Source organism: Paenibacillus radicibacter, assembly GCF_024721995.1.
In the GTDB taxonomy this organism is placed as follows: domain Bacteria; phylum Bacillota; class Bacilli; order Paenibacillales; family NBRC-103111; genus Paenibacillus_AM; species Paenibacillus_AM radicibacter.
The window spans coordinates 343604-366083 of record NZ_JANQBC010000002.1 but is presented as its reverse complement, the minus strand read 5'-3'; the positions used below and the strand labels follow the sequence as shown (position 1 = coordinate 366083).

General features: G+C 43.0%; 28 protein-coding genes. 17 read left to right on the top strand and 11 right to left on the bottom strand.

Features of this window, described 5'->3' with window-relative positions; translation table 11 throughout:
- Nucleotides 1–155: 155 nt before the first annotated feature.
- Nucleotides 156–956 carry a sporulation transcription factor Spo0A gene (gene spo0A, locus NV379_RS06980; RefSeq protein ID WP_258206567.1) on the top strand — a complete coding sequence of 267 codons (801 nt, stop codon included), beginning with the start codon at nt 156–158 and terminating at the stop codon, nt 954–956.
- Between the two features lie 91 nt (nt 957–1047).
- On the opposite strand, the gene NV379_RS06975 is transcribed toward spo0A, so the two are convergent.
- Nucleotides 1048–2037, bottom strand: coding sequence for a hypothetical protein (locus NV379_RS06975; RefSeq protein WP_258206566.1), 990 nt, complete (start codon nt 2035–2037; stop codon nt 1048–1050).
- Between the two features lie 329 nt (nt 2038–2366).
- On the opposite strand from NV379_RS06975, the gene NV379_RS06970 reads away from it, so the two are divergent.
- Nucleotides 2367–2564, top strand: a complete 198-nt coding sequence (locus NV379_RS06970) for a DUF805 domain-containing protein (RefSeq protein ID WP_258206565.1) — start codon at nt 2367–2369, stop codon at nt 2562–2564.
- Nucleotides 2565–2633: 69 nt separating this feature from the next.
- On the opposite strand, the gene NV379_RS06965 is transcribed toward NV379_RS06970, so the two are convergent.
- From NV379_RS06965 to NV379_RS06940, 6 genes are all read right to left on the bottom strand, one after another.
- Entirely contained in the window at nt 2634–3014 is a 381-nt protein-coding gene (locus NV379_RS06965) for a hypothetical protein (protein ID WP_258206564.1), read from the bottom strand.
- 132 nt (nt 3015–3146) lie between these two features.
- Nucleotides 3147–3668, bottom strand: coding sequence for a GNAT family N-acetyltransferase (locus NV379_RS06960; protein ID WP_258206563.1), 522 nt, complete (start codon nt 3666–3668; stop codon nt 3147–3149).
- Nucleotides 3669–3734: 66 nt separating this feature from the next.
- Entirely contained in the window at nt 3735–4526 is a 792-nt protein-coding gene (locus NV379_RS06955; protein WP_258206562.1) for a class I SAM-dependent methyltransferase, read from the bottom strand.
- Between the two features lie 46 nt (nt 4527–4572).
- Nucleotides 4573–5214: an NUDIX hydrolase gene (locus NV379_RS06950; protein ID WP_258206561.1), complete on the bottom strand. Its 642-nt coding sequence runs from the start codon at nt 5212–5214 to the stop codon at nt 4573–4575.
- Nucleotides 5207–5743 (bottom strand): CDP-diacylglycerol--glycerol-3-phosphate 3-phosphatidyltransferase, encoded by a 537-nt coding sequence (pgsA, locus tag NV379_RS06945; protein WP_258206560.1) that lies wholly within the window; start codon nt 5741–5743, stop codon nt 5207–5209. Before pgsA ends, NV379_RS06950 begins: the two co-directional genes overlap by 8 nt.
- An 89-nt stretch (nt 5744–5832) precedes the next feature.
- Complete coding sequence (locus NV379_RS06940; RefSeq protein WP_258206559.1) at nt 5833–5991, bottom strand: hypothetical protein; 159 nt, start codon at nt 5989–5991, stop codon at nt 5833–5835.
- A gap of 95 nt (nt 5992–6086) precedes the next feature.
- Here NV379_RS06940 and NV379_RS06935 point away from each other — a divergent pair, with 95 nt between their 5' ends.
- On the top strand, nt 6087–6881 hold the full coding sequence (locus tag NV379_RS06935) for an ABC transporter ATP-binding protein (RefSeq protein ID WP_258206725.1): 795 nt from the start codon (nt 6087–6089) through the stop codon (nt 6879–6881).
- Nucleotides 6882–6964: 83 nt separating this feature from the next.
- Here NV379_RS06935 and NV379_RS06930 read toward each other — a convergent pair whose 3' ends face one another.
- On the bottom strand, nt 6965–7234 hold the full coding sequence (locus NV379_RS06930) for a hypothetical protein (RefSeq protein WP_258206558.1): 270 nt from the start codon (nt 7232–7234) through the stop codon (nt 6965–6967).
- Nucleotides 7235–7409: 175 nt separating this feature from the next.
- Complete coding sequence (locus NV379_RS06925) at nt 7410–7673, bottom strand: DUF2627 domain-containing protein (protein ID WP_258206557.1); 264 nt, start codon at nt 7671–7673, stop codon at nt 7410–7412.
- 219 nt (nt 7674–7892) lie between these two features.
- Between NV379_RS06925 and lpdA the strand changes: the two genes are divergently transcribed.
- The 4 genes from lpdA to NV379_RS06905 all read left to right on the top strand — a co-directional run bounded on the left by lpdA (nt 7893) and on the right by NV379_RS06905 (nt 12859).
- Nucleotides 7893–9320 carry a dihydrolipoyl dehydrogenase gene (lpdA, locus tag NV379_RS06920; RefSeq protein ID WP_258206556.1) on the top strand — a complete coding sequence of 476 codons (1428 nt, stop codon included), beginning with the start codon at nt 7893–7895 and terminating at the stop codon, nt 9318–9320.
- Between the two features lie 95 nt (nt 9321–9415).
- Entirely contained in the window at nt 9416–10426 is a 1011-nt protein-coding gene (locus tag NV379_RS06915) for a thiamine pyrophosphate-dependent dehydrogenase E1 component subunit alpha (protein WP_258206555.1), read from the top strand.
- 2 nt (nt 10427–10428) lie between these two features.
- A complete protein-coding gene (locus NV379_RS06910) occupies nt 10429–11409 on the top strand; it encodes an alpha-ketoacid dehydrogenase subunit beta (protein WP_258206554.1) in 981 nt (326 codons plus the stop codon).
- Between the two features lie 76 nt (nt 11410–11485).
- Nucleotides 11486–12859, top strand: coding sequence for a dihydrolipoamide acetyltransferase family protein (locus NV379_RS06905; protein ID WP_258206553.1), 1374 nt, complete (start codon nt 11486–11488; stop codon nt 12857–12859).
- Here NV379_RS06905 and prli42 read toward each other — a convergent pair.
- Nucleotides 12856–12960, bottom strand: a complete 105-nt coding sequence (gene prli42, locus NV379_RS06900) for a stressosome-associated protein Prli42 (protein WP_258206552.1) — start codon at nt 12958–12960, stop codon at nt 12856–12858. The genes NV379_RS06905 and prli42 overlap by 4 nt on opposite strands.
- 90 nt (nt 12961–13050) lie before the next feature.
- On the opposite strand from prli42, the gene NV379_RS06895 reads away from it, so the two are divergent.
- Complete coding sequence (locus tag NV379_RS06895; RefSeq protein ID WP_258206551.1) at nt 13051–14181, top strand: M20/M25/M40 family metallo-hydrolase; 1131 nt, start codon at nt 13051–13053, stop codon at nt 14179–14181.
- 114 nt (nt 14182–14295) lie between these two features.
- Here the strand turns inward: NV379_RS06895 and mciZ are convergent, their stop codons facing one another.
- The gene (gene mciZ, locus NV379_RS06890) at nt 14296–14466 is read right to left on the bottom strand and encodes a Z-ring formation inhibitor MciZ (protein ID WP_258206550.1); all 171 of its coding nucleotides are present in this window, start codon (nt 14464–14466) and stop codon (nt 14296–14298) included.
- A 96-nt stretch (nt 14467–14562) separates the two neighbouring features.
- Between mciZ and NV379_RS06885 the strand changes: the two genes are divergently transcribed.
- From NV379_RS06885 to NV379_RS06845, 9 genes are all read left to right on the top strand, one after another.
- The gene (locus NV379_RS06885) at nt 14563–15123 is read left to right on the top strand and encodes an NUDIX hydrolase (protein WP_308860257.1); all 561 of its coding nucleotides are present in this window, start codon (nt 14563–14565) and stop codon (nt 15121–15123) included.
- Entirely contained in the window at nt 15124–16299 is a 1176-nt protein-coding gene (locus NV379_RS06880) for an endonuclease Q family protein (RefSeq protein ID WP_258206549.1), read from the top strand. It abuts the gene before it with no gap.
- Between the two features lie 57 nt (nt 16300–16356).
- Nucleotides 16357–16992, top strand: coding sequence for a stage II sporulation protein M (spoIIM, locus tag NV379_RS06875; RefSeq protein ID WP_258206548.1), 636 nt, complete (start codon nt 16357–16359; stop codon nt 16990–16992).
- 112 nt (nt 16993–17104) lie between these two features.
- Entirely contained in the window at nt 17105–17599 is a 495-nt protein-coding gene (gene fur, locus NV379_RS06870) for a ferric iron uptake transcriptional regulator (protein WP_258206547.1), read from the top strand.
- A 101-nt stretch (nt 17600–17700) separates the two neighbouring features.
- Nucleotides 17701–18822 (top strand): alanine dehydrogenase, encoded by a 1122-nt coding sequence (gene ald, locus NV379_RS06865; RefSeq protein ID WP_258206546.1) that lies wholly within the window; start codon nt 17701–17703, stop codon nt 18820–18822.
- 126 nt (nt 18823–18948) lie between these two features.
- Entirely contained in the window at nt 18949–19182 is a 234-nt protein-coding gene (locus tag NV379_RS06860; protein ID WP_258206545.1) for a DUF4227 family protein, read from the top strand.
- A 16-nt stretch (nt 19183–19198) separates the two neighbouring features.
- Nucleotides 19199–20095 carry a site-specific tyrosine recombinase XerD gene (gene xerD / locus NV379_RS06855; protein WP_258206544.1) on the top strand — a complete coding sequence of 299 codons (897 nt, stop codon included), beginning with the start codon at nt 19199–19201 and terminating at the stop codon, nt 20093–20095.
- A gap of 139 nt (nt 20096–20234) precedes the next feature.
- The gene (gene deoB / locus NV379_RS06850; protein ID WP_258206543.1) at nt 20235–21407 is read left to right on the top strand and encodes a phosphopentomutase; all 1173 of its coding nucleotides are present in this window, start codon (nt 20235–20237) and stop codon (nt 21405–21407) included.
- 192 nt (nt 21408–21599) lie between these two features.
- A complete protein-coding gene (locus NV379_RS06845) occupies nt 21600–22436 on the top strand; it encodes a purine-nucleoside phosphorylase (RefSeq protein WP_258206542.1) in 837 nt (278 codons plus the stop codon).
- The last annotated feature ends 44 nt before the right edge of the window (nt 22437–22480 follow it).

The following is a 22480-nucleotide window of genomic DNA, read 5'->3' as shown; positions in this document are numbered from 1 at the left end:
GAGATTTACAAGAGAAATATTAAATTATAAAATATTTTCCAAAAAAAGAAAAGAAAAATAATTCGACAGAAGGAGTTTGCTTTGCATTGTCGAATAACTTAATAAAGAGGTAAAAAATTACATTTTTGCTGTAGAAGAAAGAGGAGGACATGACGTTGAGAAAAATATCAGTTATGCTAGCCGATGATAATCGTGAATTCACGCACTTATTATCGGAGTACATCTCACATCAAGAGGATATGGAAGTAGTTGGTGTTGCTTATAATGGGAATGAGGTTCTTCGGTTTATTGAGAACCACCGCGAAGTACCTGACGTTCTCATATTAGATATCATCATGCCGCATCTCGACGGACTTGGCGTACTGGAAAAGCTACGTGAAATGAATCTTCCAGCGCAACCTCAGATTATTATGCTTACAGCATTCGGGCAGGAGAACATTACACAGAAAGCCGTTCAACTCGGTGCTTCCTATTACATACTTAAACCGTTCGACATGGACGTACTTACTAGCCGTATTCGTCAACTTGTTACTCCTTCTAATGTAATAACATCCTCGATGATTCCATTCTCGAAGGCGAATGTCGTGCCGATGCCGAAGACGAAGAACTTAGATGCGAACATTACATCTATCATCCATGAGATCGGAGTGCCTGCGCACATTAAGGGTTACCAATATTTGCGTGAGGCGATCACCATGGTTTATAACAATATTGAAATTCTAGGTGCCATTACGAAGACGCTTTACCCAGCAATTGCTGAAAAATACAAAACAACACCGTCCCGTGTCGAACGAGCAATCCGTCATGCCATTGAAGTCGCATGGACCCGCGGCAACATCGACAGCATTAGCTTTATTTTTGGCTATACGATCAATATCAGCAAGTCGAAACCGACGAATTCGGAATTCATCGCGATGGTTGCGGATAAGCTGAGAATTGAGCATAAGGTGAGTTAGCTACTTTATGATATACAACTAATCCCACTTACTTATTGGTGTAACCAATGGATAAGTGGGATTAGTTGTTTTCTGTGAGACTTAGGATTGTTTATTGTTTTATTTTTTTCAAATCTTCTTCAGCTTTAAGTCGAATCTCATTGTATTTATCATTCTCTGTGAGTTTTAATACTACTTCACGTGTGGATTTATATAGTTTTGAAGAAGACTTAAATGACATATTGTAAAAGAAGTTAACAAAATTGATTTTATTTTCTTGAAAATTATTCTTAGTTTCTTCGTTGAGTATTAACTCAAAAAGGTCTTTTTCATGCGCTAATACTTTATCGTCATCAGGAATTGGATATCCAATTTTTGTGAAGAAATCTAACTGACTAGGGTTAGAAAAGCTAGAGTGATATGTGATAGGTGGATTAATCATTTCATTTTCTTTTAAATTGTGATAATTCTCTAATACATATGTTACGCTCTCTGTAAGCTTAGCCTCTGTCTCTTTATACTGGGTTTCCAAATTTGCCAACATGGTTTTAACCTTACTTCGATCTGAACTTTCGCCTAAACCACTATTAAATAATTTGATAGCACCCGTAGCAACTTTGCCATATGTGGCTACTTTAGTTAGGTATTGAACAGATAGAATATGACTTTTTAATATGTAGGCTTTTAGTTTAAATGGTGTGTCTCCAAAGTCTGAAATGGTCATATCAAGATATTTTAAAGCGATTTCCATATCTCCTTTTGTGAAACTGTCAATTCCTTTTTTATAAGGTTCAGGAATTTCTGCAGCTTTTTTGGCTGCTTCTTCTGCTTTTTTTCTTTCTTCTTCTTTTTTCGCTTTTTCAATTTTCAAATCTTCGTTTTTCTTAATAATAACGTCACGTTCTTTTTTGTATGTATCTTCATCAGAAATTACTAACACATCACTATACTTTTGAATAGCTTCTTCGTACTTCTCTGCTCTTACCAACTCATCAATTTCGCTTTTTAGTACTTGAATTTTTTCTTCTTTGTTCGTGCAGGCAGACAATAGAATGCTTGCGCAAATACATAGGAGGATAAGTAAAAAGTGCTTTTTTCTCATGTCTCTAAGCTCCTTATTATACATATAGTAACTCTAAACAATATGAGTATCATAAACTATCGAGATATGAGTGTAAATATATACCATAAGTAAAACGTCAAATTTTTAAAACAGATATTTATTGATGCGTAATAGCAACACTCCCTGTAAAATAAATCCTGTACAGAAATGATTAATGTGGAAGCACCACTTAACATGGCTTATTTAGCGATGTTGGGTGGTGCTTTTTTAGTTTGTATATGGAGGGAGTGAGAAGAGATATAGAGTTTTTTAACTAAGATTGGTAGATTTACTAGAAATTAATATTATTTTTTTGAGGAGAGATTAGATTGGATTGGTATCTGGCAGTATTGAAGAACTACATAGGATTTACTGGAAGAGCAAGACGTAAGGAATACTGGATGTTCTTCTTATTCAATTACATCATTACTTTAGCAATAACTCTCTTGCAGCTCATATCAGTTGTGTTTATATTCGTAGTAGGTATCTATTATCTAGCAATGTTCCTCCCTTCGAAAAAAAGCTAAACCCGACTAACATCCATATCATTAGTCGGGTTTATTTGTTTTTGAAACTAGCTAGTTGCGTAATTATTATTACTTTGAAGCTTTACGAACAAATCGCTTCGTAATGAGATATGGCGTTACCAAGCGAGCTGCGCCTGTTGGATTCTCCAGATTTATAATCCAAGTATCTGCACTTAGAGGAAAGCTGTCTGTTGCCCATGCGGATGTAGCGCCTGTGATCGACCATCCAGCGCTTACAACAGCGCGGTTAGCAGCAGCGACAAGCGGAATGAAGATGATGCTGTGAGGATCTATGGGGATAGGATCGAATGTGACACGACGGAATCCACCGCCTAGACATTCTGATGTCGAGGAGCTTGTGCGAATCAGCTTCATTTTTTTCCCTTTGCCAAGCAACCCTTTTTTAGCTACTAACGAGCTTAGCAATTTATGATCTGGTTTGTTTTTCAATCTCGTATTCCTCCTTTAATTCTTGATTGTTATAGAATATGTAAGGAGTAGATTATGAGATTGTGTGAAAGAAAGGGTTCATTCGCACATATCGATGAAAAAAAGAAAAACCCAGTAAATCGTAGTGATTCACTAGGCTTGGTTTATTTTGCGATATAACAACGTGCGTATATCCCGATTCTTCTTGTTGATGAACGCTAGTTCGAACTCCATACCAATCTTCTCAGAAACGCGTCTAGATGCGGTGTGATCAAAGGGCATGTTCGTGCAAATGGAATCCAGTTTGAGTGGACTCAGTCCATAATTGAGACAAGCTTGAGCCGCTTCTACAGCATAGCCTTGTTTCCAGTACGAATGGTGGAGGATGTAGCCAAGATCATTTTCCAATTGACCGTTGATCTCAGATCGCAGCAGCCCACAGTCTCCAATTACAGTACCCGTTTCCTTTAATAAGACTAACCAACGTCCATATCCATATTCTCGTTCTTGCTCCATACTGCGATTCACCCAATTAAGAGCTTGCTCACGGTTTAGTGGATTCGACCAGAAGCTCATTGTAATGGGGTCAGATAGGAAGGTATAGGCCATTTCTGCGTCTTGCGTTGTATACGATCGTAAGATTAATCGCTCTGTTTCTATTACAGCTACACTCATGATCATTTACCTCCTTGTAAAAGAAAAGATAACCCCCTTCACATTGAAGAGGGTCATCCCATCATCTTATATTTTCTTTGCAACAATTACGAATGTCTTCGGAATCTCCTTGTCGAACACTTCTGACGAACTGTTCGCTTCTTCTTCCAACACCTGAATGAACAATCCGCTGCTCGCAACAGAAGTCACAATTTCACCTAAAGTCCATTTGCGTAAGCGCACTTTCTGCGCTTGTTCCCGATATTCCTCCGGGAGGAATTTGTAGAAAGAAATGTCCGTTTCTTCGATGGAAATATCGAAGTAATTGCCACTTACTTTGTGTTTGCGAATATTCGCTGTTGTACCTCTGGAGTTGATCAATTTCGTAGATACCGGATGGAAGTCCTGAAGAATCAAGCGCCCACCAGCTTTTAGTAGCTTTGCAATGACCTCGAATAACGGTGTGAGATCCGTAAAGTAGTGAAGAATGCCAAGCTCTAGGAATACAAAATCATAAGCACCTGTGAGCTCTTCTTCTGCCATGTTCAGCACATCAGTAACAAGATAACGAAGCGGGACTCCGGCTGCCTCTGCTAATTCATTGGCATACTGTGCATTGCCTTCCGAGAAGTCGGCGACTGTCACATCAGCACCAAGATGAGCAAGCGCAACGGCTTTCATACCGTGTGAGCCCATTAGATTTATAATTTTCGCACCTTGCACATCGCCAAAATGCTTTGCGAGTGATCCAAGTCGTGCGGATGGATTTTGTTTGATTTTAACTGCAATTTCTTGTGGAGAACCAAAGCGATTCAGCCATGCTTGGTAAACACCTTGATTCCATGCTAGTTGATTATGCTGCGTATGCTCGATTTGCAAAAGAAAACCTCTCTCTTTATAAGGGTATGTCCCTAATCATGCTCCATTATTTTTCGTGTGTCAACTTTTGCTTGGCATTGAAAAATTGCTCGAATTCTCGCTCGACACTCTCGTAATAGGATTCTGAATGAGGGAGAAAGTCAGCCCACGTTAGCCTAACTTCTTGCCCGGCAATACCTGTTGTCAGATCGCTGCCGACTATCACCTCGGAATAGCCTTGACGAAGCGAGCGAAACTTTTCGAATTCCACGCGAATGATGGACTCGACCTCATCTGATTGAAGTTGGAAAGGCTCTGTACGTTTCGAGTAATCGACGAGATAGACATGACCAAATTCATTGTCGATGATCGTTTCAGTGCTTAGTAGACAAGGGATGATACCTACGGATATTAATTCTTCAACTTCTAATTCAATACCTAATTCTTCATGCAGTTCACGAATGCCATCTAGTGGTTTCTCACCTGCTTCCAAGTGTCCGGCAGCCGTGATGTCAAGGAATCCAGGGTAATCTTTCTTATACGCATATCTTTTTTGAAAAAGGATATAGTTCTTTCCCATTTCTTGCTGTAACAACCAGCAGTGAAACGTCTGATGCCATAAACCAAGGCGATGAACTTCATCGCGGCTGCGTACATCGATAAATTCCAGTTGCTTCGTAAACGTATCGAGCATTTCTTTTTTACTCATAATACAACCCCAACATTTTGTAATTATTACGAATATAATTATAGCCTGAATAGATCGTAAGCCCGACAGCAAGCAGCATAAGGATGTCGTCGATATAATAAGTTTGAATAATTGGTAACATATGCTCTCCAATCATAACTGCAGCGATTGCAGCGACCTGCAGGACAAGCTTGATTTTGCCCCAATTATCGGCTTGAAGGGCGACACCTTTGGCTGAAGCCAGCATTCGGATAGCAGTAATTAGAATTTCACGTCCAATAATTACAAAGGCAGCCCATGCTGTAACTTGATGATTGCCCACCATAAGAATGAGGGCAACGGAGATTAGCAGCTTGTCTGCAAGTGGATCAAGCAATTTTCCTAGGTTCGTAACTTGATTATATTTACGTGCGATATATCCATCCAATCGGTCTGTAGCAGAAGCAAGTAAGAACAGCAGAATTGCGATTTTTGGAAAAGGGTTGAAACAGTACATGAACAGCGGAATGAAGCCAATGCGAATTAATGTAATTTTGTTAGCTAAGTTCATAAGTACCTCCTGGCATCAGAAGAGTTGGAATTTATCATATTCCATAAATCTATTCCATACATCTAACATATTCCCTTTTTTGCAAGGAACTATTTCCACTTCGGTTTCGTCACTGGGTGCATACAGCCGTTTTCTTTGCGATATTGCTCGTTGCCACTTTGAATGGTTTGTTTTATTTTTCGTGTAAAAAGACGTATGTCTCGTTCATCAATATCCTTATTGCTCAATTGTCTGAAAATATTTATCATTGTGGTTAAGACTCCTGCAAGTCATGGTGGTAGGAAAACAAAGCATAGCAGAATGTCTGAAGATTGTGCAACTTTTAGGATTGGAGGAGATGGAGATGGGACTCGTCGTCGATGTTCAGAATGTGTCTTGGAGACGGGATCAGAAGTTGTTGTTGAAGCATGTTAATTGGCAGGTAGAAGAAGGTGAGCACTGGGCGATTCTCGGGCTGAATGGGTCGGGTAAGACGACGCTGCTCAATATGATCAATGGCTATATGTGGCCAACGGAAGGGCATGTCAGTGTATTCGGGGATCGCTTCGGTACGATTGATTTACGTGAGCTTCGCAAAAGTATAGGATGGGTAAGCTCTTCCCTGCAAGAACGACTTTACATGTCAGATAAAACGCAGCAAATCGTACTTAGTGGAAAGTTTGCGACAATTGGGCTTTATGAAAATCCGACTGAGGCAGATATGGAGCAAGCGTTGTCGCTAATGAAACAATTGCGTGTGGATCATCTCGTGGATCGACAGTATCAGACTTGTTCGCAAGGGGAGAAGCAGAAGCTATTAATTGCAAGAGCACTTATGGCGTCACCAAGACTCCTTATCTTAGACGAGCCATGTAACGGGCTGGATGTATTCTCACGTGAGCAGTTGCTCTCTAGTATTCATGATTTACTTAATGAGAAAGATGCACCGAACTTGATCTATGTGACGCACCATATTGAGGAGATCACACCGGATTTTACAAAAACATTATTGATTAGAGAAGGCGAAGTATATCAGTCAGGCTTAACGAGGGACGTGCTGACAAGCGGCGCTTTAACTGATTTTTTCCGATCACCTGTTGAAGTGGAATGGAGATATGATCGTGCTTGGCTGAAAGTGAATTCATCTTCATCTCTATAAAATCATTCCATATCTCGAAAATAAAGAAACCGTCAAGCTCACGTAATGTGATCCTGACGGTTTTTTACTTGAACATCGAGTACTTACATGCCCACCATTGTTAATGCTTGAGCACCAATTGTTTGTAGGAAGCTATCCATGCAGTCGCATTGGAAGTCTTTCTTACATACGTAGCAAGGCTCTTTGTATAGACGGTTGATGTCAGTAGGTCTTGGAGCACCAGTTACTGCATCACGCTCAAAGAATACGCGGCAGTGGTTACGGTCTTTAAGAACAACCGTGATTTCGAATAATCCATTCTTCGGATTGTCACTTACTTTAGTCGCTTCAACAACGATTGGTTGGTATGCCATAGATTTCATTATCCTCCTCGGGCGGTGGCCCGTCATTATTACTCACTTCGAAAAGCGCACATGTGTATATTATATAGATGAAGGCGTACTGATTCAACTGGAAGTGAGCTTTTATCCTTTTTCATAGAGGAAAAGTCTTGGATTTCAAGCGGTTCTTATGGGCAGAATAGGGGTATTAGGGTTGTTTACGCTTAGCTTTAAACCTTGGAGCAACATAGTTGCGTTTGCGATCACGGAAGAATGTCCAGCCTCCAATAAAGGCAACACCTGCAAGAAATAACACGAAACCAATGAAGAGTTTCCCCCATAATATATGACCAATAGTCGGTTCAAACTGGGCAAAGAAAGCATCCTTCATGGCAAGAAAGCCGTAAGCTGCACCAATGCCGGGAACAACAAGCAAGATAATGGCTATAATTCGTGTAAAAGTTAGTTTCATATTTCTCCTTAAATAACGTCAGATTTGACTTAAATTTCAGTGTAATTAGCTATGTCTCTATCATACCGTCTATTCGCATAGCTGTCTATTTGGATGAAGTTATGACTATATTTCTATAGGTGAAAAGGAGTACAATAGAGCTAGAAAATTGAAATCTTACATAATAAGTAAATAGGATGGTCGAAATAGAACCAATCGAATTTACGGGAGGTAGTTTGTATGAGTGGTAATAAACCTTATGATATTGTCGTACTTGGTGGAGGAATCGGCGGTTATACAGCTGCGATTCGTGCAGCACAGCAGGGCAAGAAGGTGGCAATTGTTGAAAAGGACAAGCTTGGCGGGACGTGCCTTCATGCAGGGTGTATTCCGAGCAAGGCTTTTTTACGTTCAGCGGAAATTTACGCAACGATTAAAGACAGTGAGCGTTATGGGATCATGCTAGAACGCGCGGAACTGCATTTTGATAAAGTACAAGATCGCAAGAACAGTATCGTGAACCAGCTACATCAAGGGGTTCAAATGTTGATGCGTAAAAATAAAATTGACGTGTACCATGGAAATGGGCGCATTATGGGGGCTTCAATCTTCTCACCACGTGCAGGAGATGTATCGGTGGAATTGCCAGATGGCGAGATTGAAGTGCTTGTGCCGCAGCAGCTTATTATTGCGACTGGTTCAACGCCGCGTACATTACCAGGGCTTGAAGCAGATGGCGAATTCGTACTCACAAGTGATGAGGCGATGGGGCTAAATGAATTGCCTACATCCATGTTGATCGTGGGTGGAGGTGTCATTGGGGTTGAATGGGCTTCTTTGCTCAATGACTTTGGTGTGGAAGTGACGATTGTGGAGTATGAGAATCGTCTTGTTGCAGCTGAAGACGAAGATATTTCTCGTGAATTGCAGCGTCTACTTGTGAAACGTGGTGTAAAGGTGGTTACAGGTGCGAAGGTATTGCCGGAATCGCTGCTTAAAGACAATGGTGCCATATCGCTGCAAGCTGAGCAAGGTGCAGAGAAGGTTATTTTACAAGCAGAGAAAGTACTCGTATCTGTTGGACGTAAACCGAATGTTGAAGGATTTGGACTCGATAATACAGGTGTGAAGGTGGAACGCGGAGCCATTGTTGTAAATGAATTTATGCAGACGGCAGAGCCGCATATTTATGCTGTAGGTGATGTTATTGGTGGATTGCAGCTGGCACATGTTGCTGGACACGAAGGTATCGCTGCTGTTGATCATATTTGTGGAAAAGAAGTACATCCAATTCAGCCGCACCGTGTAGCGAAGTGTACGTATACACGTCCAGAGATTGCATCTATCGGGTGGAACGAAAGCCAAGCAAGAGAGCAAGGTCGAAGTGTTAAGATCGGTAAATTCCCGTTCATGGGTGCAGGTAAAGCGCATGTATATGGGGAGCTGGATGGTTTTGTTAAAGTAATCGCGGATAAAGATACGAATGACATCTTAGGTGTGCATATGATTGGACCACATGCGACAGAGCTTATTGGTGAAGCGGCGCTTGCAGATTGGCTTAATGCTACTCCGTGGGAAGTTGGAGCCATGATTCACCCGCATCCAACCCTCTCTGAAGCACTAGGTGAAGCGATGATGGCGGTGGATGGACAAGCAATCGGAATCTAAAAGCACTTGAATTGTATTCATGAAGTTTCTGGATTATAATATACTAATAGAGTCAAGTCTTAGTACCAGGTAATAAGAATGTGGAGGGATTGCCCATGTCTATCGGTCAATTGACCAAACATCGTTCGCTTGGATTATCCGATGATCAAGCCGTTGAAATGTACAAATACATGTTATTAGCTCGAAAGTTTGATGAGCGCTCATTGCTCCTGCAGCGTGCAGGTAAGATTGCGTTCCACGTATCTGGTATCGGTCAAGAGGCAGCACAAGTAGGTGCTGCATTTGCGATGAATCGCGATAAAGATTATTTCTTACCGTATTACCGCGACTATGCTTTCGTGTTGTCCGTAGGGATGACAATGAAAGAATTGATGTTGTCCGTATTTGCCAAGGCAGAAGATCCGAACTCTGGCGGTCGTCAGATGCCGGGTCACTTCGGCCATCGTAAGCTGCGCATCGTAACAGGTTCTTCACCGGTTACGACTCAGGTGCCGCATGCCGTTGGATTTGCCTTAGCTTCCAAAATGAAAAATGAAGGTACAGTATCTTTCGTAACATTCGGAGAAGGTTCCAGTAACCAAGGGGATTTCCATGAAGGATGTAACTTCGCAGGTGTACACAAGCTGCCAGTCATTTTCATGTGTGAAAATAATCAGTACGCGATCTCCATTCCTTACCATAAGCAAGTCGGTGGTAAAATTGCAGACCGTGCTCTAGGTTACGGTTTCCCTGGCGTTAGTGTAGATGGCAATGACCCGCTTGAAGTGTACCGTGTGGTAAAAGAAGCTCACGAACGCGCACTTCGCGGTGAAGGTCCAACACTTGTTGAGGCTGTCATGTATCGAATTTCTCCACACTCCACTTCAGATAATGATCTGCTTTATCGGACGAAGGAAGAGGTTGAGGAGAACCGTGCTAAGGATGGTTTGCCTAAATATAAAGCTTATCTAATCGACTGTGGTTTATGGAGTGAGGAGCAGGAAGCAAGCTTTGCTGAAGAATGTAAGCAACTTCTGAATGACGCGACGAATTATGCGGACAAGGCACCTTACCCATCCCCAGAAGATACGTTGAAATATGTTTACGGTGATCGGGAGGAGGTCTAGTCATGGCAGTGATTACTTATTTGGAAGCGATCCGTTCTGCAATGAAAGAAGAAATGATGCGTGATGACAATGTATTCCTGCTTGGCGAAGACGTAGGTAAGGGCGGCGTGAACAACGCAACCAAAGACTTGCGTGACCAATTCGGTGAAGATCGCATCTTGGACACACCACTGGCTGAATCTGCGATTGTTGGGGTAGCAATTGGAGCGGCCATGCATGGCATGCGTCCAGTAGCTGAGATCCAGTTCGCGGACTTTATTTTCCCAGCGACGAATCAGATTCTTAGTGAAGCAGCTCGTATTCGCTATCGTTCCAATAATGATTGGAATTGTCCAGTCGTTATTCGTGCACCTTATGGTGCGACTGGCGGCGGTGGACTTTACCACTCCCAATGTCCAGAATCCGTATTCTTTGGTACACCGGGAATTAAGATTGTTGCACCTTCCAATCCATATGATGCGAAGGGACTTATGAAAGCTGCGATTCGCGACGAAGATCCAGTGCTTTATTTTGAACATAAGAAAGCGTACTTGTCTCTAACGGCTGATGTGCCTGAAGAAGATTACATCGTGCCGATTGGTAAAGCGGATGTGAAGCGTGAAGGAACAGATGTAACGGTGATTGGTTATGGTCTTCCGATTCATTATGCCCTGCAAGCTGCTGAAGATCTTGCGAAAGAAGGGATCTCGACGCATATTCTTGATTTGCGGACAATTCAGCCGCTAGATCGTGAAGCGATTATTGAAGCAGCTGCGAAGACAGGGAAGGTACTAATTACGCATGAAGATAACAAGACTGGCGGCGTTGGCGCTGAAGTAGCTGCGATTATTAGTGAAGAGCTCATGTTTGATCTGGATGCACCGATTATGCGTGTATGTGGACCGGATGTACCAGCAGTTGGGATGAACCCACCGATGGAGAAGTTCTTCATGTTAAACGTAGATAAGTTGAAAGAAGCTATGCGCAAGTTGGCCTTATTCTAATAAATGTGATAAATCGATATGCCTCCGCCTCGCCTTGAGGGACAGGGACGACTGGCATACGTTTGGAGGTTCGAAAATGAGTAAAAAATTGATCGAAGTCACTGTTCCCCACTTGGCAGAAACATTGGTCTCTGCTCAGATCGGAAAGTGGCTCAAGCAACCAGGAGATCAGGTCGAGCAATACGATGTCATTTGCGAATTGTTTACAGATAAAGTGAATACGGAGATGCCCTCTCCTGTAACGGGTAAACTTGTTCAAATTCTTGTTCCAGACGGTGAGACAGCTGCTGTTGGGCAAGCGATTTGTATGATCGAGACGGAAGAGGTGGGAGATGGTGCATTTGAAACTGTTTCTACTCCAAGTGCAGGAAGCTCTGTTCAATCTTCTACATCGACACCATCTACAGCTGCACCAATTGAGCTAACAGGTGATCAAAGCATGCGTCATCGCTATTCTCCTGCGGTTCAGAAGTTAGCGGCTGAGCATCGTGTTGATCTGAATATGATCGTGGGAACTGGTATCGGCGGAAGAATTACACGCAAAGATGTGGAGCAATTCGTTGCAAGCGGTGGAGCGGGTAAAGCTGCAACACCTGCACCTGTTGTAACTCCGACACCTGCTGTGAGTCCACAAGTTGCACCAATGCAACAACCGACTACAACTCAAATGGATGTGCGTTCAACAGGCATTCACTTGTCGCAATATCCACCGCTTCCGAACATTGAAGTGGAAGGTCATGCGATTGAAGGACGTGGTGAGTACGTCATTGATGTAACACCAATTCGTAATACGATTGCTTCTCGTATGAGACAATCCGTATCTGAAATTCCGCATGCTTGGACGATGATTGAAGTCGACGTGACGAATCTAGTCGTGCTTCGTAACAAGGTGAAGGATGAGTTCATGCGTAAAGAAGGCGTGAATTTGACTTACTTGGCATTCTTACTGAAAGCAGTTGTAGGTGCGATTAAGGATTATCCGATTATGAACTCGATGTGGGGTGCAGATAAAATTATCGTGAAGCGCGATATTAACTTATCGCTTGCGGTTGGTACGGAGGACTCTGTGTCTACGCCAGTCATTAAGAAGGCTGACCAGAAGAATATCGCAGGTCTTGCTCGCGAGATTGACGAATTAACGAAAAAAGCACGTGCTGGCAAGCTTTCACTCAGCGACATGCAAGGTGGAACTTTCACAATCAACAACACAGGCTCCTTCGGTTCGATTCTATCGCAGCCGATCATTAACTATCCGCAAGCTGCGATTATTACTTTCGAATCGATTGTGAAGAAGCCGGTTGTGATTAACGATATGATCGCGGTGCGTTCCATGGTTAATCTATGCTTGTCCTTGGATCATCGTATCCTTGACGGCGTCATCTGTGGACGCTTCTTACAGCGTGTCAAAGAGAACTTGGAAAGCTTCAATACCGAAACGTCGCTTTACTAAAACACAAAGTTTAGAGACATTACAACGGTGGAAAGCAGCATGCTGATTAGCATGATATAAACGACGATTTTGAACCACATTTTCTGGCGTTTTGGTTTCATGTATAACAACTCCTTAACGAAAATTAGAAATGTTAGGCTTGGGTCATGTATACTATTGTAAGACATATCGAGCATTGGAGGAAAGTTTTTATGATAAATCAGGATCGTTTAGTACAAGAATTTGTTGAATTGGTACAAGTAGATAGTGAATCACAGAATGAAAGCACGATTAGCAAGGTGCTAACTGAAAAGTTTACAGCACTTGGTCTAACAGTGGTTGAAGATGATACAGCTGCACAAACAGGACATGGTTCCGGTAACTTAGTATGCACATTACCTGCTAATACGGAAGGTGTTCCAGCAATTTTCTTTACTTCCCATATGGATACAGTAGCACCAGGTCAAGGCATCAAGCCACAAATCGGTGAAGACGGTGTGATCCGCTCTGATGGTACAACAATCTTAGGTGCGGACGACAAAGCAGGTATTGTTGCTATGTTCGAAGCGATTCGCGTACTTAAAGAAAACAACATCCCACACGGTCAGCTTCAATTCGTGATCACAGTGGGGGAGGAGCTAGGTCTTATCGGTGCACGTGCGATGGATGCGAAATCCATTGATGCAGAGTATGGATTTGCACTAGACTCCAATGGCGACATCGGCGGCATTGCAACAGCAGCACCTTCCCGTGCAGAGATTGACATCAATTTCTATGGCAAGACAGCTCACGCAGGTGTTAGCCCTGAGAAGGGGATCTCCGCGATTCAAGTTGCAGCTAAAGCTGTAGCTCGTATGCCGCTTGGTCGTCTTGATAGCGAGACTACTGCGAACATCGGTTCATTCTCAGGTAAAGGTCCTTTGAACGTTGTATGTGACTTCGTATCCATTAAGGCAGAAGCTCGCTCGATCGTTCAACACAAATTGACTGCACAAGTGGAAGCAATGCGTACTGCATGTGAGACGGCTGCTGAAGAGAATGGTGCGCGTTGTGAATTTAATTCATTCATTGCTTACCCGGCGTTCATGCATGAAGATTCAGCACCAGTTGTTGAATTAACAAGCCGTGCACTTCGTAACGTTGGTTGTGAGCCAAGCACATTCCACTCTGGTGGAGGAAGCGACGCGAACATCTTCAACGGTATGGGCATCCCGACAATCAATTTATCTGTTGGTTACTTGGATATTCATACAACGGAAGAAAGAATCGCAATTTCTGATCTTGTAAAAGTAACAGAAGTGGTTGTGGAAATCGTGAAGGAAGCAACTCTTCTTAAAAAATAAGCGAGGCTTGTCCTAGCAAAAAACGCATCTGTTGGTAAAATGAACGTCAACGTTCAAATTATCGCAGGTGCGTTTTGTTTACCGATTGTGATTCGAGAAACGAAGTGTTTGTTCTCAGGAGCGATCCAACTTTTGTACACGACCTGTCGCTTTCGTCCGTTTCATTAAGTATTCAGCAACAGTCAGATTCGGCCGGTTAGGATCTAACATACTACGCAGCCGATGACGAACTTGCCAGCTCTTGCCGACAATTCGAAGGCTTGTCTCACTTACGTACGTTTTCATCAAGGTTCCCTCATCTCTATCGATAACTTTGTTATAATAAAGATGTATGCAGAACTTTCGTAAGTTATCCTTATTTTGTGAAAAGAGGTTTAGTATATGACGAAAAACATCCATAAATACGAAGAAGTGACGTTACATACGGAGCACATTTTTAAAGGAAGAATTATCTCCTTGCAAGTTGATGACGTACGCTTACCAAATGGGGAGACAGCTAAGCGAGAGATCGTGAAGCATCCAGGTGCTGTTGCAGTCCTTGCGATTCATAATAATAAGATGATCGTGGTGGAACAATTCCGTAAACCGCTGGAGAAGAGTCAGGTTGAAATTCCTGCGGGTAAACTTGATCCAGGTGAAGAGCCGCATATCGCAGCGATTCGTGAATTACAAGAAGAAACGGGCTATGTAACGGAATCTGTCAGCCACTTAAGCTCCTTCTACACGTCACCAGGCTTTGCTGATGAAATCTTGCATCTCTATGTTGCGGATCAACTCACAGTAGGCAGCGTCAACTTGGATGAGGATGAGTTCGTAGATTGTGAAGCTATTACACTAGAAGAAGCGAAGCAATACATTCGTGAAGGACGCATTTCGGATGCGAAGACGATTACAGCTGTCTATGCGTGGCAGGTATATAAACTTACAGGATCGTTCGAGTAGATGAAGTCTATTTTCGCAGATTTACACATTCATATTGGCAGATCTGAATCTGGACAAGCGGTTAAGATTAGCGGCTCCAACAACTTAACGTTCCACAATATTGCCCATGAAGCATCTGCACGCAAAGGAATTGAGATGGTTGGGATTATTGATTGTCATTCCCCATCCGTTCAGCAGGACATTATTGCCTATTTAGATAAAGGTGAGATGGAAGAGGTAGCGGGCGGCGGTATTCGTTATCAGGATACGACGATCATTCTTGGCAGCGAGATCGAGGTGCGAGATCTGGGGATGAAGGCAGCACATTTGTTAGCCTATTTTCCAAATCTCACGACGATTCAAGATTTTACAGCATGGATGAGGAAGCACTTGAAGAACATCGAGCTAAGTTCACAGCGTATTTATGTAACAGCCGCTGAGTTGCAAGAAGAAGTACTGAGTCGAGGTGGCATCATGGTTCCTGCTCACATTTTCACACCGCATAAGGGGTTGTATGGAGCATGTACCGATCATATGTCTGCATTACTCAATCCATCAGGGATCGCTGCTGTCGAACTTGGTTTAAGCGCGGACTCTGCCATGGCAGGTATGATCAGTGAACTAGATGAATACACGTTCTTAACGAACTCAGATGCTCATTCCTTGGCCAAAATCGGTCGTGAATACAATCAGATTACGATGAAAGAGCCATCTTTCGAAGAATTGCGCCGTGCACTGATGCGAGAAGAGGGTCGTGGTGTAATTGGCAACTACGGACTCAATCCGCGTCTGGGTAAATATCATCGTACTTATTGTGGGAACTGCCAGACAATTCTAGATGATCCGCAGTGGCTAGTAGACAATTGTGCGTCATGCGGTAGTCGTAAAGTCATTCGAGGTGTAATGGATCGAGTGATGGAGATCGCGGATCGTAAGGAATCGTATTTACCAGTTCATCGTCCTAAATATCACTATCAAGTACCTCTGGAGTTTTTACCGGGGCTTGGCCCGAAGAAGTTGGAGCAGTTGTTAGATCATTTTGGCACAGAGATGAACGTTCTGCATAAGGCTCCAGGTGAAGCTTTAGCCCAAGTTGTAGGGGATGAAATTGCAAGCTATATTACCCTGGCGAGACTTGGCAAACTTGAAGTAGATGCAGGCGGTGGCGGGACGTACGGCAAGATTCTAAAGTCATAGATTGTTCTTCCTCTTCATAAGCTTGTCTATAAAGGCATGTCCCTTGGGGGTGGTAGAATGAAGAGTCCGACTTGGAAATCGTATTTGAAAGAACATTTGTCCCTTTATATTTTTGTCGGTGTGCTGTTTGTCATGGGGATAGTTTTTGGTACGGTGACGGTTAATGCGCTGTCTTTGGAGCAGAAGCAAGAGATGATGAATTATTTATCGTCCTTCTTTAATTCGATTAATGATGGTAGTCTGAATTTAGAAGGTCAGAACGTGTTCATATCCGTGCTGACGATGCACCTCAAATGGATCGTGTTGATCTGGGTATTAGGGCTGTCCATTGTAGGTATACCACTACTGCTTATTCTGGATTTTCTAAAAGGAGTCATGATCGGCTTCACAGTCGGTTATTTAGCAGGGCAGTTGTCTTGGAAAGGCATCTTGTTCGCTCTTGTCTCCGTTGCACCGCAAAATATGATCGTAGTACCCATGTTAATCGTGTGTTCGGTCTCTGCTATTTCATTTGCTATCTATATGGTGAAAAATAGGCTGCTTACTAGTCGAGGCAATGTGATGCAGCCACTCATGAAGTTTACATCAATTGCTGTTACGAGTTGCCTAATCGTCACCTTAGTTTCCTTATATGAAGGCTTTGTATCTCCTTATCTGATGCGCTGGGTGACACCGATGCTGAATACATTGTAAATAATGGTTCGTAGGGCTTATTGTGAAGCAAATGTTTGACTTTCGCAGGATGCACCTTCTATAATGAAATTAGCGATGTTATAGCATTAGCCGCTACTTAAGGAGGCGGAGTATGGAAGCAAGAATTGAGCAGATCAAGCAGCAGCTACAATCTCAAGGATATAAGCTGACTCCGCAGCGCGAGGCAACGGTTCGAGTGCTGCTAGAGAATGAAGATGATCATCTGAGTGCTGAAGATGTATTCATGCTTGTACGAGATAAAGCACCTGAAATCGGGCTTGCAACGGTCTACCGGACTTTAGAATTACTTAGTGAATTGCATGTTTTAGAAAAAATGAATTTTGGCGATGGCGTAGCTCGTTACGACCTACGTGGCGATAGCAGTCATCATCATCACCATCACTTGATCTGTGTCCAATGCGGATCTGTAGATGAAATTAAAGATGATTGGCTGACTCCGCTTGAAGAGCGTTTATTGCATGAATTTCAATTCCAAGTACTTGATCATCGTTTAGATTTTCAAGGTATTTGTAAGCGATGTTCGACAAAGGCTCAGCAAGAAGCTCCTTCCAACCATGATTCCGAAAAGCCTTCCACGGTGAGTTAATCCCAGGGAAGGTTTTTTTATTATTTTTATGATTACGATTGTGAAAAAATGGTAACCAAGAGTATAGTAGATAAGTCTGATAAATTCTAGGAGGCTTGAATATGATCATTGGAATACCTAAAGAAATCAAAAACAACGAGAATCGTGTAGCATTAACACCTGGTGGCGCAGGGATGATGCGAGCAGCTGGTCATCGTGTAATTGTTGAACAAGGTGCTGGAGCTGGCAGTGGATTTACAGATGCAGACTATGTAGCAGAAGGTGCAGAGCTTCTAGCAACCGCTGGTGAAGTGTGGGGCGGAGCTGAGATGGTGATGAAGGTTAAAGAGCCCTTGCCAGAGGAGTACGGATATTTTCGTCCGGACTTGATCATGTTTACATATCTACACCTTGCTGCAGCTGGAGACTTGGCTGATCATTTGGTACGCCAAAAGGTAACGGGTATCGCTTATGAGACCATTCAATTACCTAATGGCGGATTACCCCTACTTACGCCGATGAGTGAAGTCGCTGGCCGTATGAGTGTGCAAGTTGGCGCTCAATTTTTAGAAAAATATTACGGTGGCAGCGGTGTGCTTCTAGGTGGTGTGCCTGGTGTATCGCCAGCTGATGTTGTTATCTTAGGTGGTGGTATCGTCGGAACGAATGCCGCGAAGATGGCAGTTGGTCTTGGGGCGAATGTGACGATGCTTGAGCGAAGTGTGGATCGGATGCGCTACATCGATGATATTTTTGGTGGAAGAGTACAGACAGTGATGTCTAATCCCTACAACATCGCAGCAGCTGTGCAAAAGGCAGATTTACTTATTGGTGCAGTCTTAATTCCAGGTGCCAGAGCGCCGAAGCTTGTTACCGAAGCGATGGTGAAGACGATGAAACCGGGATCGGTTATCGTAGACGTTGCGGTAGATCAAGGTGGAACGATTGAAACGGTGGATCGGGTGACAACACATAATAACCCAACCTATGTTGTTCATGATGTCTTGCATTATGCGGTTGCAAATATGCCAGGTGCTGTACCTCGTACTTCAACACTCGCCTTAACGAATGCGACACTTCCGTATGCACTTGAAATAGCAGCTAAAGGTGCGGTTCGTGCGATTCAAGTGAATGGTCCTCTAGGACTTGGTGTAAATACGTACAATGGTCATGTGACATACAATGCAGTGGCCGAAGCTATGAATATGCCTTATATTCGCTTGGCTGAAGCATTACAAGGGTAAATTAATGTGTATATACATGTTTATTTAAGAACAGTGCGAAAGCGCTGTTCTTTTTTGTGTGTTATGGAATTAAGGTCATAATCCTGTCTAATCTGTCATACAACAGTCGTAGGGAGGGACGTGCCTATGATATTCTCAATTCGGAAATGGATCGGTCGTGCGAAGTTTATTATGATGTTTGTTTTTCTTACCTATTTACTGTATCATGTGATGACGATCATATCAGGCTGGATTGAACCATTGGACAAGTATCGTCATCCAAACGGTAATGCAGTGAAGGTGTTTCAGCATCGTGGCGTAGTGCAAGAAGGGGATTCGATGTCCGAGACATTGCGACTTTTCTATTGGTATGGGGGTTAGGATAGGAGGCTGAATTGTGCAGGAGCATATTACTTCTTTTTTACACCATATGGGGACACGTCGTACGCTGGCGACGAATACTTTACAGTCTTATGAGCGAGATCTTCGAAAGTTTAAAGAGTATTTGGAGCTGCAATTTGTAGAATCGTTCGCGGCCGTGTCGCGTTCACATATTGCAGGTTTCATGCGGGAACTTCGTAAACAGAAGAAAGCCCCAGCCACTCTGCTTCGAATGATGGTTTCAGTGCGAGCGTTGTATCAATATCTGATTGAGCATCATGATGTGGAGCGGGACCCTACTTTTCAGATCGAAATGCCTAAACCCGTTAAGAAGGCTCCGCAAGTACTTACCGTTGAAGAAGTGGAACTGTTGTTAAATGCACCGGATATTAGTTCATCAAGCGGTTATCGAGACAGCACCATGCTAGAGCTTCTATATGCGGCAGGCATGCGTGTTTCAGAACTAATTGCACTAAATACGGACAATCTTCATCTATCCATGGGTGCTATACGCTGTGTTGGCAGAGGAGATCGAGAGCGAATTATTCCGCTTACTAGACTTGCTCAAGAACGATTACATACGTACATACAAGAAATTAGACCCCTGTTAATGAAATCAGACAAACCAGATAAGGCATTATTCTTTGGACATCTGGGGACAAGATTGACTCGTCAAGGTTTTTGGAAAATTATTAAAGGTTACGCAAAATCAACATACATACAGAGTGAAATTACACCACATACACTACGGCATTCATTTGCCTATCATTTGCTGGAGAATGGTGCTGATCTAAGATCCGTTCAGGAAATGTTAGGGCATTTAGATATTTCATCTACACAAATTTATATGAATGTGACGAAGTCAAAGATGAGAGAAGTATACGATCGCACGCATCCGCGGGCACATACATAGAGGGCTTATTCCAATTCGGAATAAGCCTTTCATTTTATGAAGAATATATTGTAAAATGCGGTAGGTGGTTGTTTTGCAAACCGTTGATGTAAGTGAGATAATAGTCATGTAAAACAAGATTTTTTTGCTGGAGGTACTTATGAACTTTAATCGTGTTTGTTTAGTTGTACTTGATAGTGTTGGAATTGGTGAACAACCAGATGCTCCTAAATTTGGTGATGTAGGTTCTCACACATTGGGACATATTGCGGAGAAAATGGATCTGAAATTACCAAACATGGCGAAGCTAGGTCTTGGTAATATTGCACCTCTTCGTGGTGTAGGACCTGTGGAACAAACAGAAGGTTACTACGGTAAAATGACTGAAATTTCCGTAGGTAAAGATACTATGACAGGCCACTGGGAATTGATGGGACTTGAAGTGAAGATTCCATTCGATGTGTACCCAGAAGGCTTCCCGAAAAAATTAATTGATCTTTTTGAAGAAAAAACAGGACGTAAAGTCATTGGAAATAAACCAGCATCTGGTACTGAAATTCTAGATGAACTTGGTGAAGAGCAAATGAAGACTGGCGCATGGATCGTATACACATCTGCAGATAGCGTATTCCAAATTGCAGCGCATGAGGGAATCATTCCGCTTGATGAATTATACCGCGCTTGTGAGATTGCACGTGAACTTACACTTGGTGAAGAGTTCGCTTGTGGTCGTGTCATTGCAAGACCGTACATCGGAGAGCCAGGTGCATTCAAACGTACACCGAACCGTCATGACTACGCAGTGAGCCCTCCAGGTGCAACTGTAATGAATCATGTTCATGATGGCGGCAATGAAGTCATTGCGATCGGGAAGATCAACGACATCTATTCTGGTCAAGGGATTACAGAAGCAATTCACACGACAAGCAATGCCGATGGCATTCAGAAAACAATTGATGTGATGAGACGCGACTTCAAAGGTATGTCCTTCACAAACTTAGTTGATTTCGATGCCCTATTCGGTCACCGTCGTGATCCAATTGGATATGGTAAAGCATTGGAGGAGTTTGATGCACGCTTGCCAGAACTTATGGAGCGCATCGGGGAGAATGATCTTCTTATTCTTACAGCTGACCACGGGAATGACCCTGTCCACGCAGGAACAGACCATACAAGAGAGTATGTACCTGTACTTGCTTGGAGCCCAGCATTCAAATCCACAGGTTCCATCGGTATTCGCGCTACATTCGCGGATCTTGGTACAACGATTGCAGACAACTTTAAGGTGTCTTCGACTGGTCTTGGAACGAGCTTCTTAAGCGAGATGAAGTAATTAAAGTGACTTGAATCATCTAGCGAAAGAGAAAAGATACACTGGAGGGCGACTTTGAAAGAGTGAATATACCTAATAATCAATTCAAAATTCACGATTTCACGGAGAACGGAAGTGTATCTTTTATCTGCAGCGACATGGTGTTTCAAGGCACTTTATATGATTTGAAGTTAGAAAAGGGAGAGATTAAACATGGCAGATCAAACAGCTCAAAAAGGTTTAGTAGAAATTCGTGAAGCAGCAGCTTACATCAACACACAAGCAGGCGTGAAGCCGACAATCGGTATGATCTTGGGTTCAGGTCTTGGTGTACTTGCTGAGCTAGTAGAAAACCCTACAACAGTTAGCTACGATAAGATCCCTCACTTCCCAGTATCCACAGTAGAAGGTCACGCGGGTGAACTTGTAATCGGTGAGATCAAGGGTAAACAAGTGATTATCATGAAAGGTCGCTTCCACCCTTATGAAGGTTATGGAGCAGATGTAGTATCCTTCCCAGTTCGTGTAATGAAAGAGCTTGGTGTTGAGACACTAATCGTAACGAACGCTGCTGGTGGCGTGAATACAGACTTCGAAGTGGGCGACTTGATGGTGATCTCCGATCACCTCAACATGATGTTCCGCAATCCGCTAATCGGACCTAACGATAAGGATCTAGGCGTGCGCTTCCCTGACATGTCTGAAGCATACTCCAAGCGTCTTCGTGCACTTGCACACGGTGTAGCTGCGAAACAAAACTTCTCCCTTCGTGAAGGTGTCTATGCAGCGATGCTTGGACCAACTTACGAGACACCAGCTGAAATTCGCATGCTTCGCACATTGGGTTCCGACGTTGTCGGTATGTCCACAGTGCCTGAAGTTATCGTAGCTCGTCATGCTGGCATCGAAGTACTTGGCTTCTCTTGCGTATCCAACATGGCAGCAGGCATCTTGGATCAGCCGCTATCTCATGATGAGGTAATGGAGACGACTGAGAAAGTAAAAGCGAAGTTCTTGAACTTGGTGCTTGGAATTGTAGAAGAGCTTTAATCTACGAATCATTACGTGCATAACTGCTTCTTTTCAATCGAAAG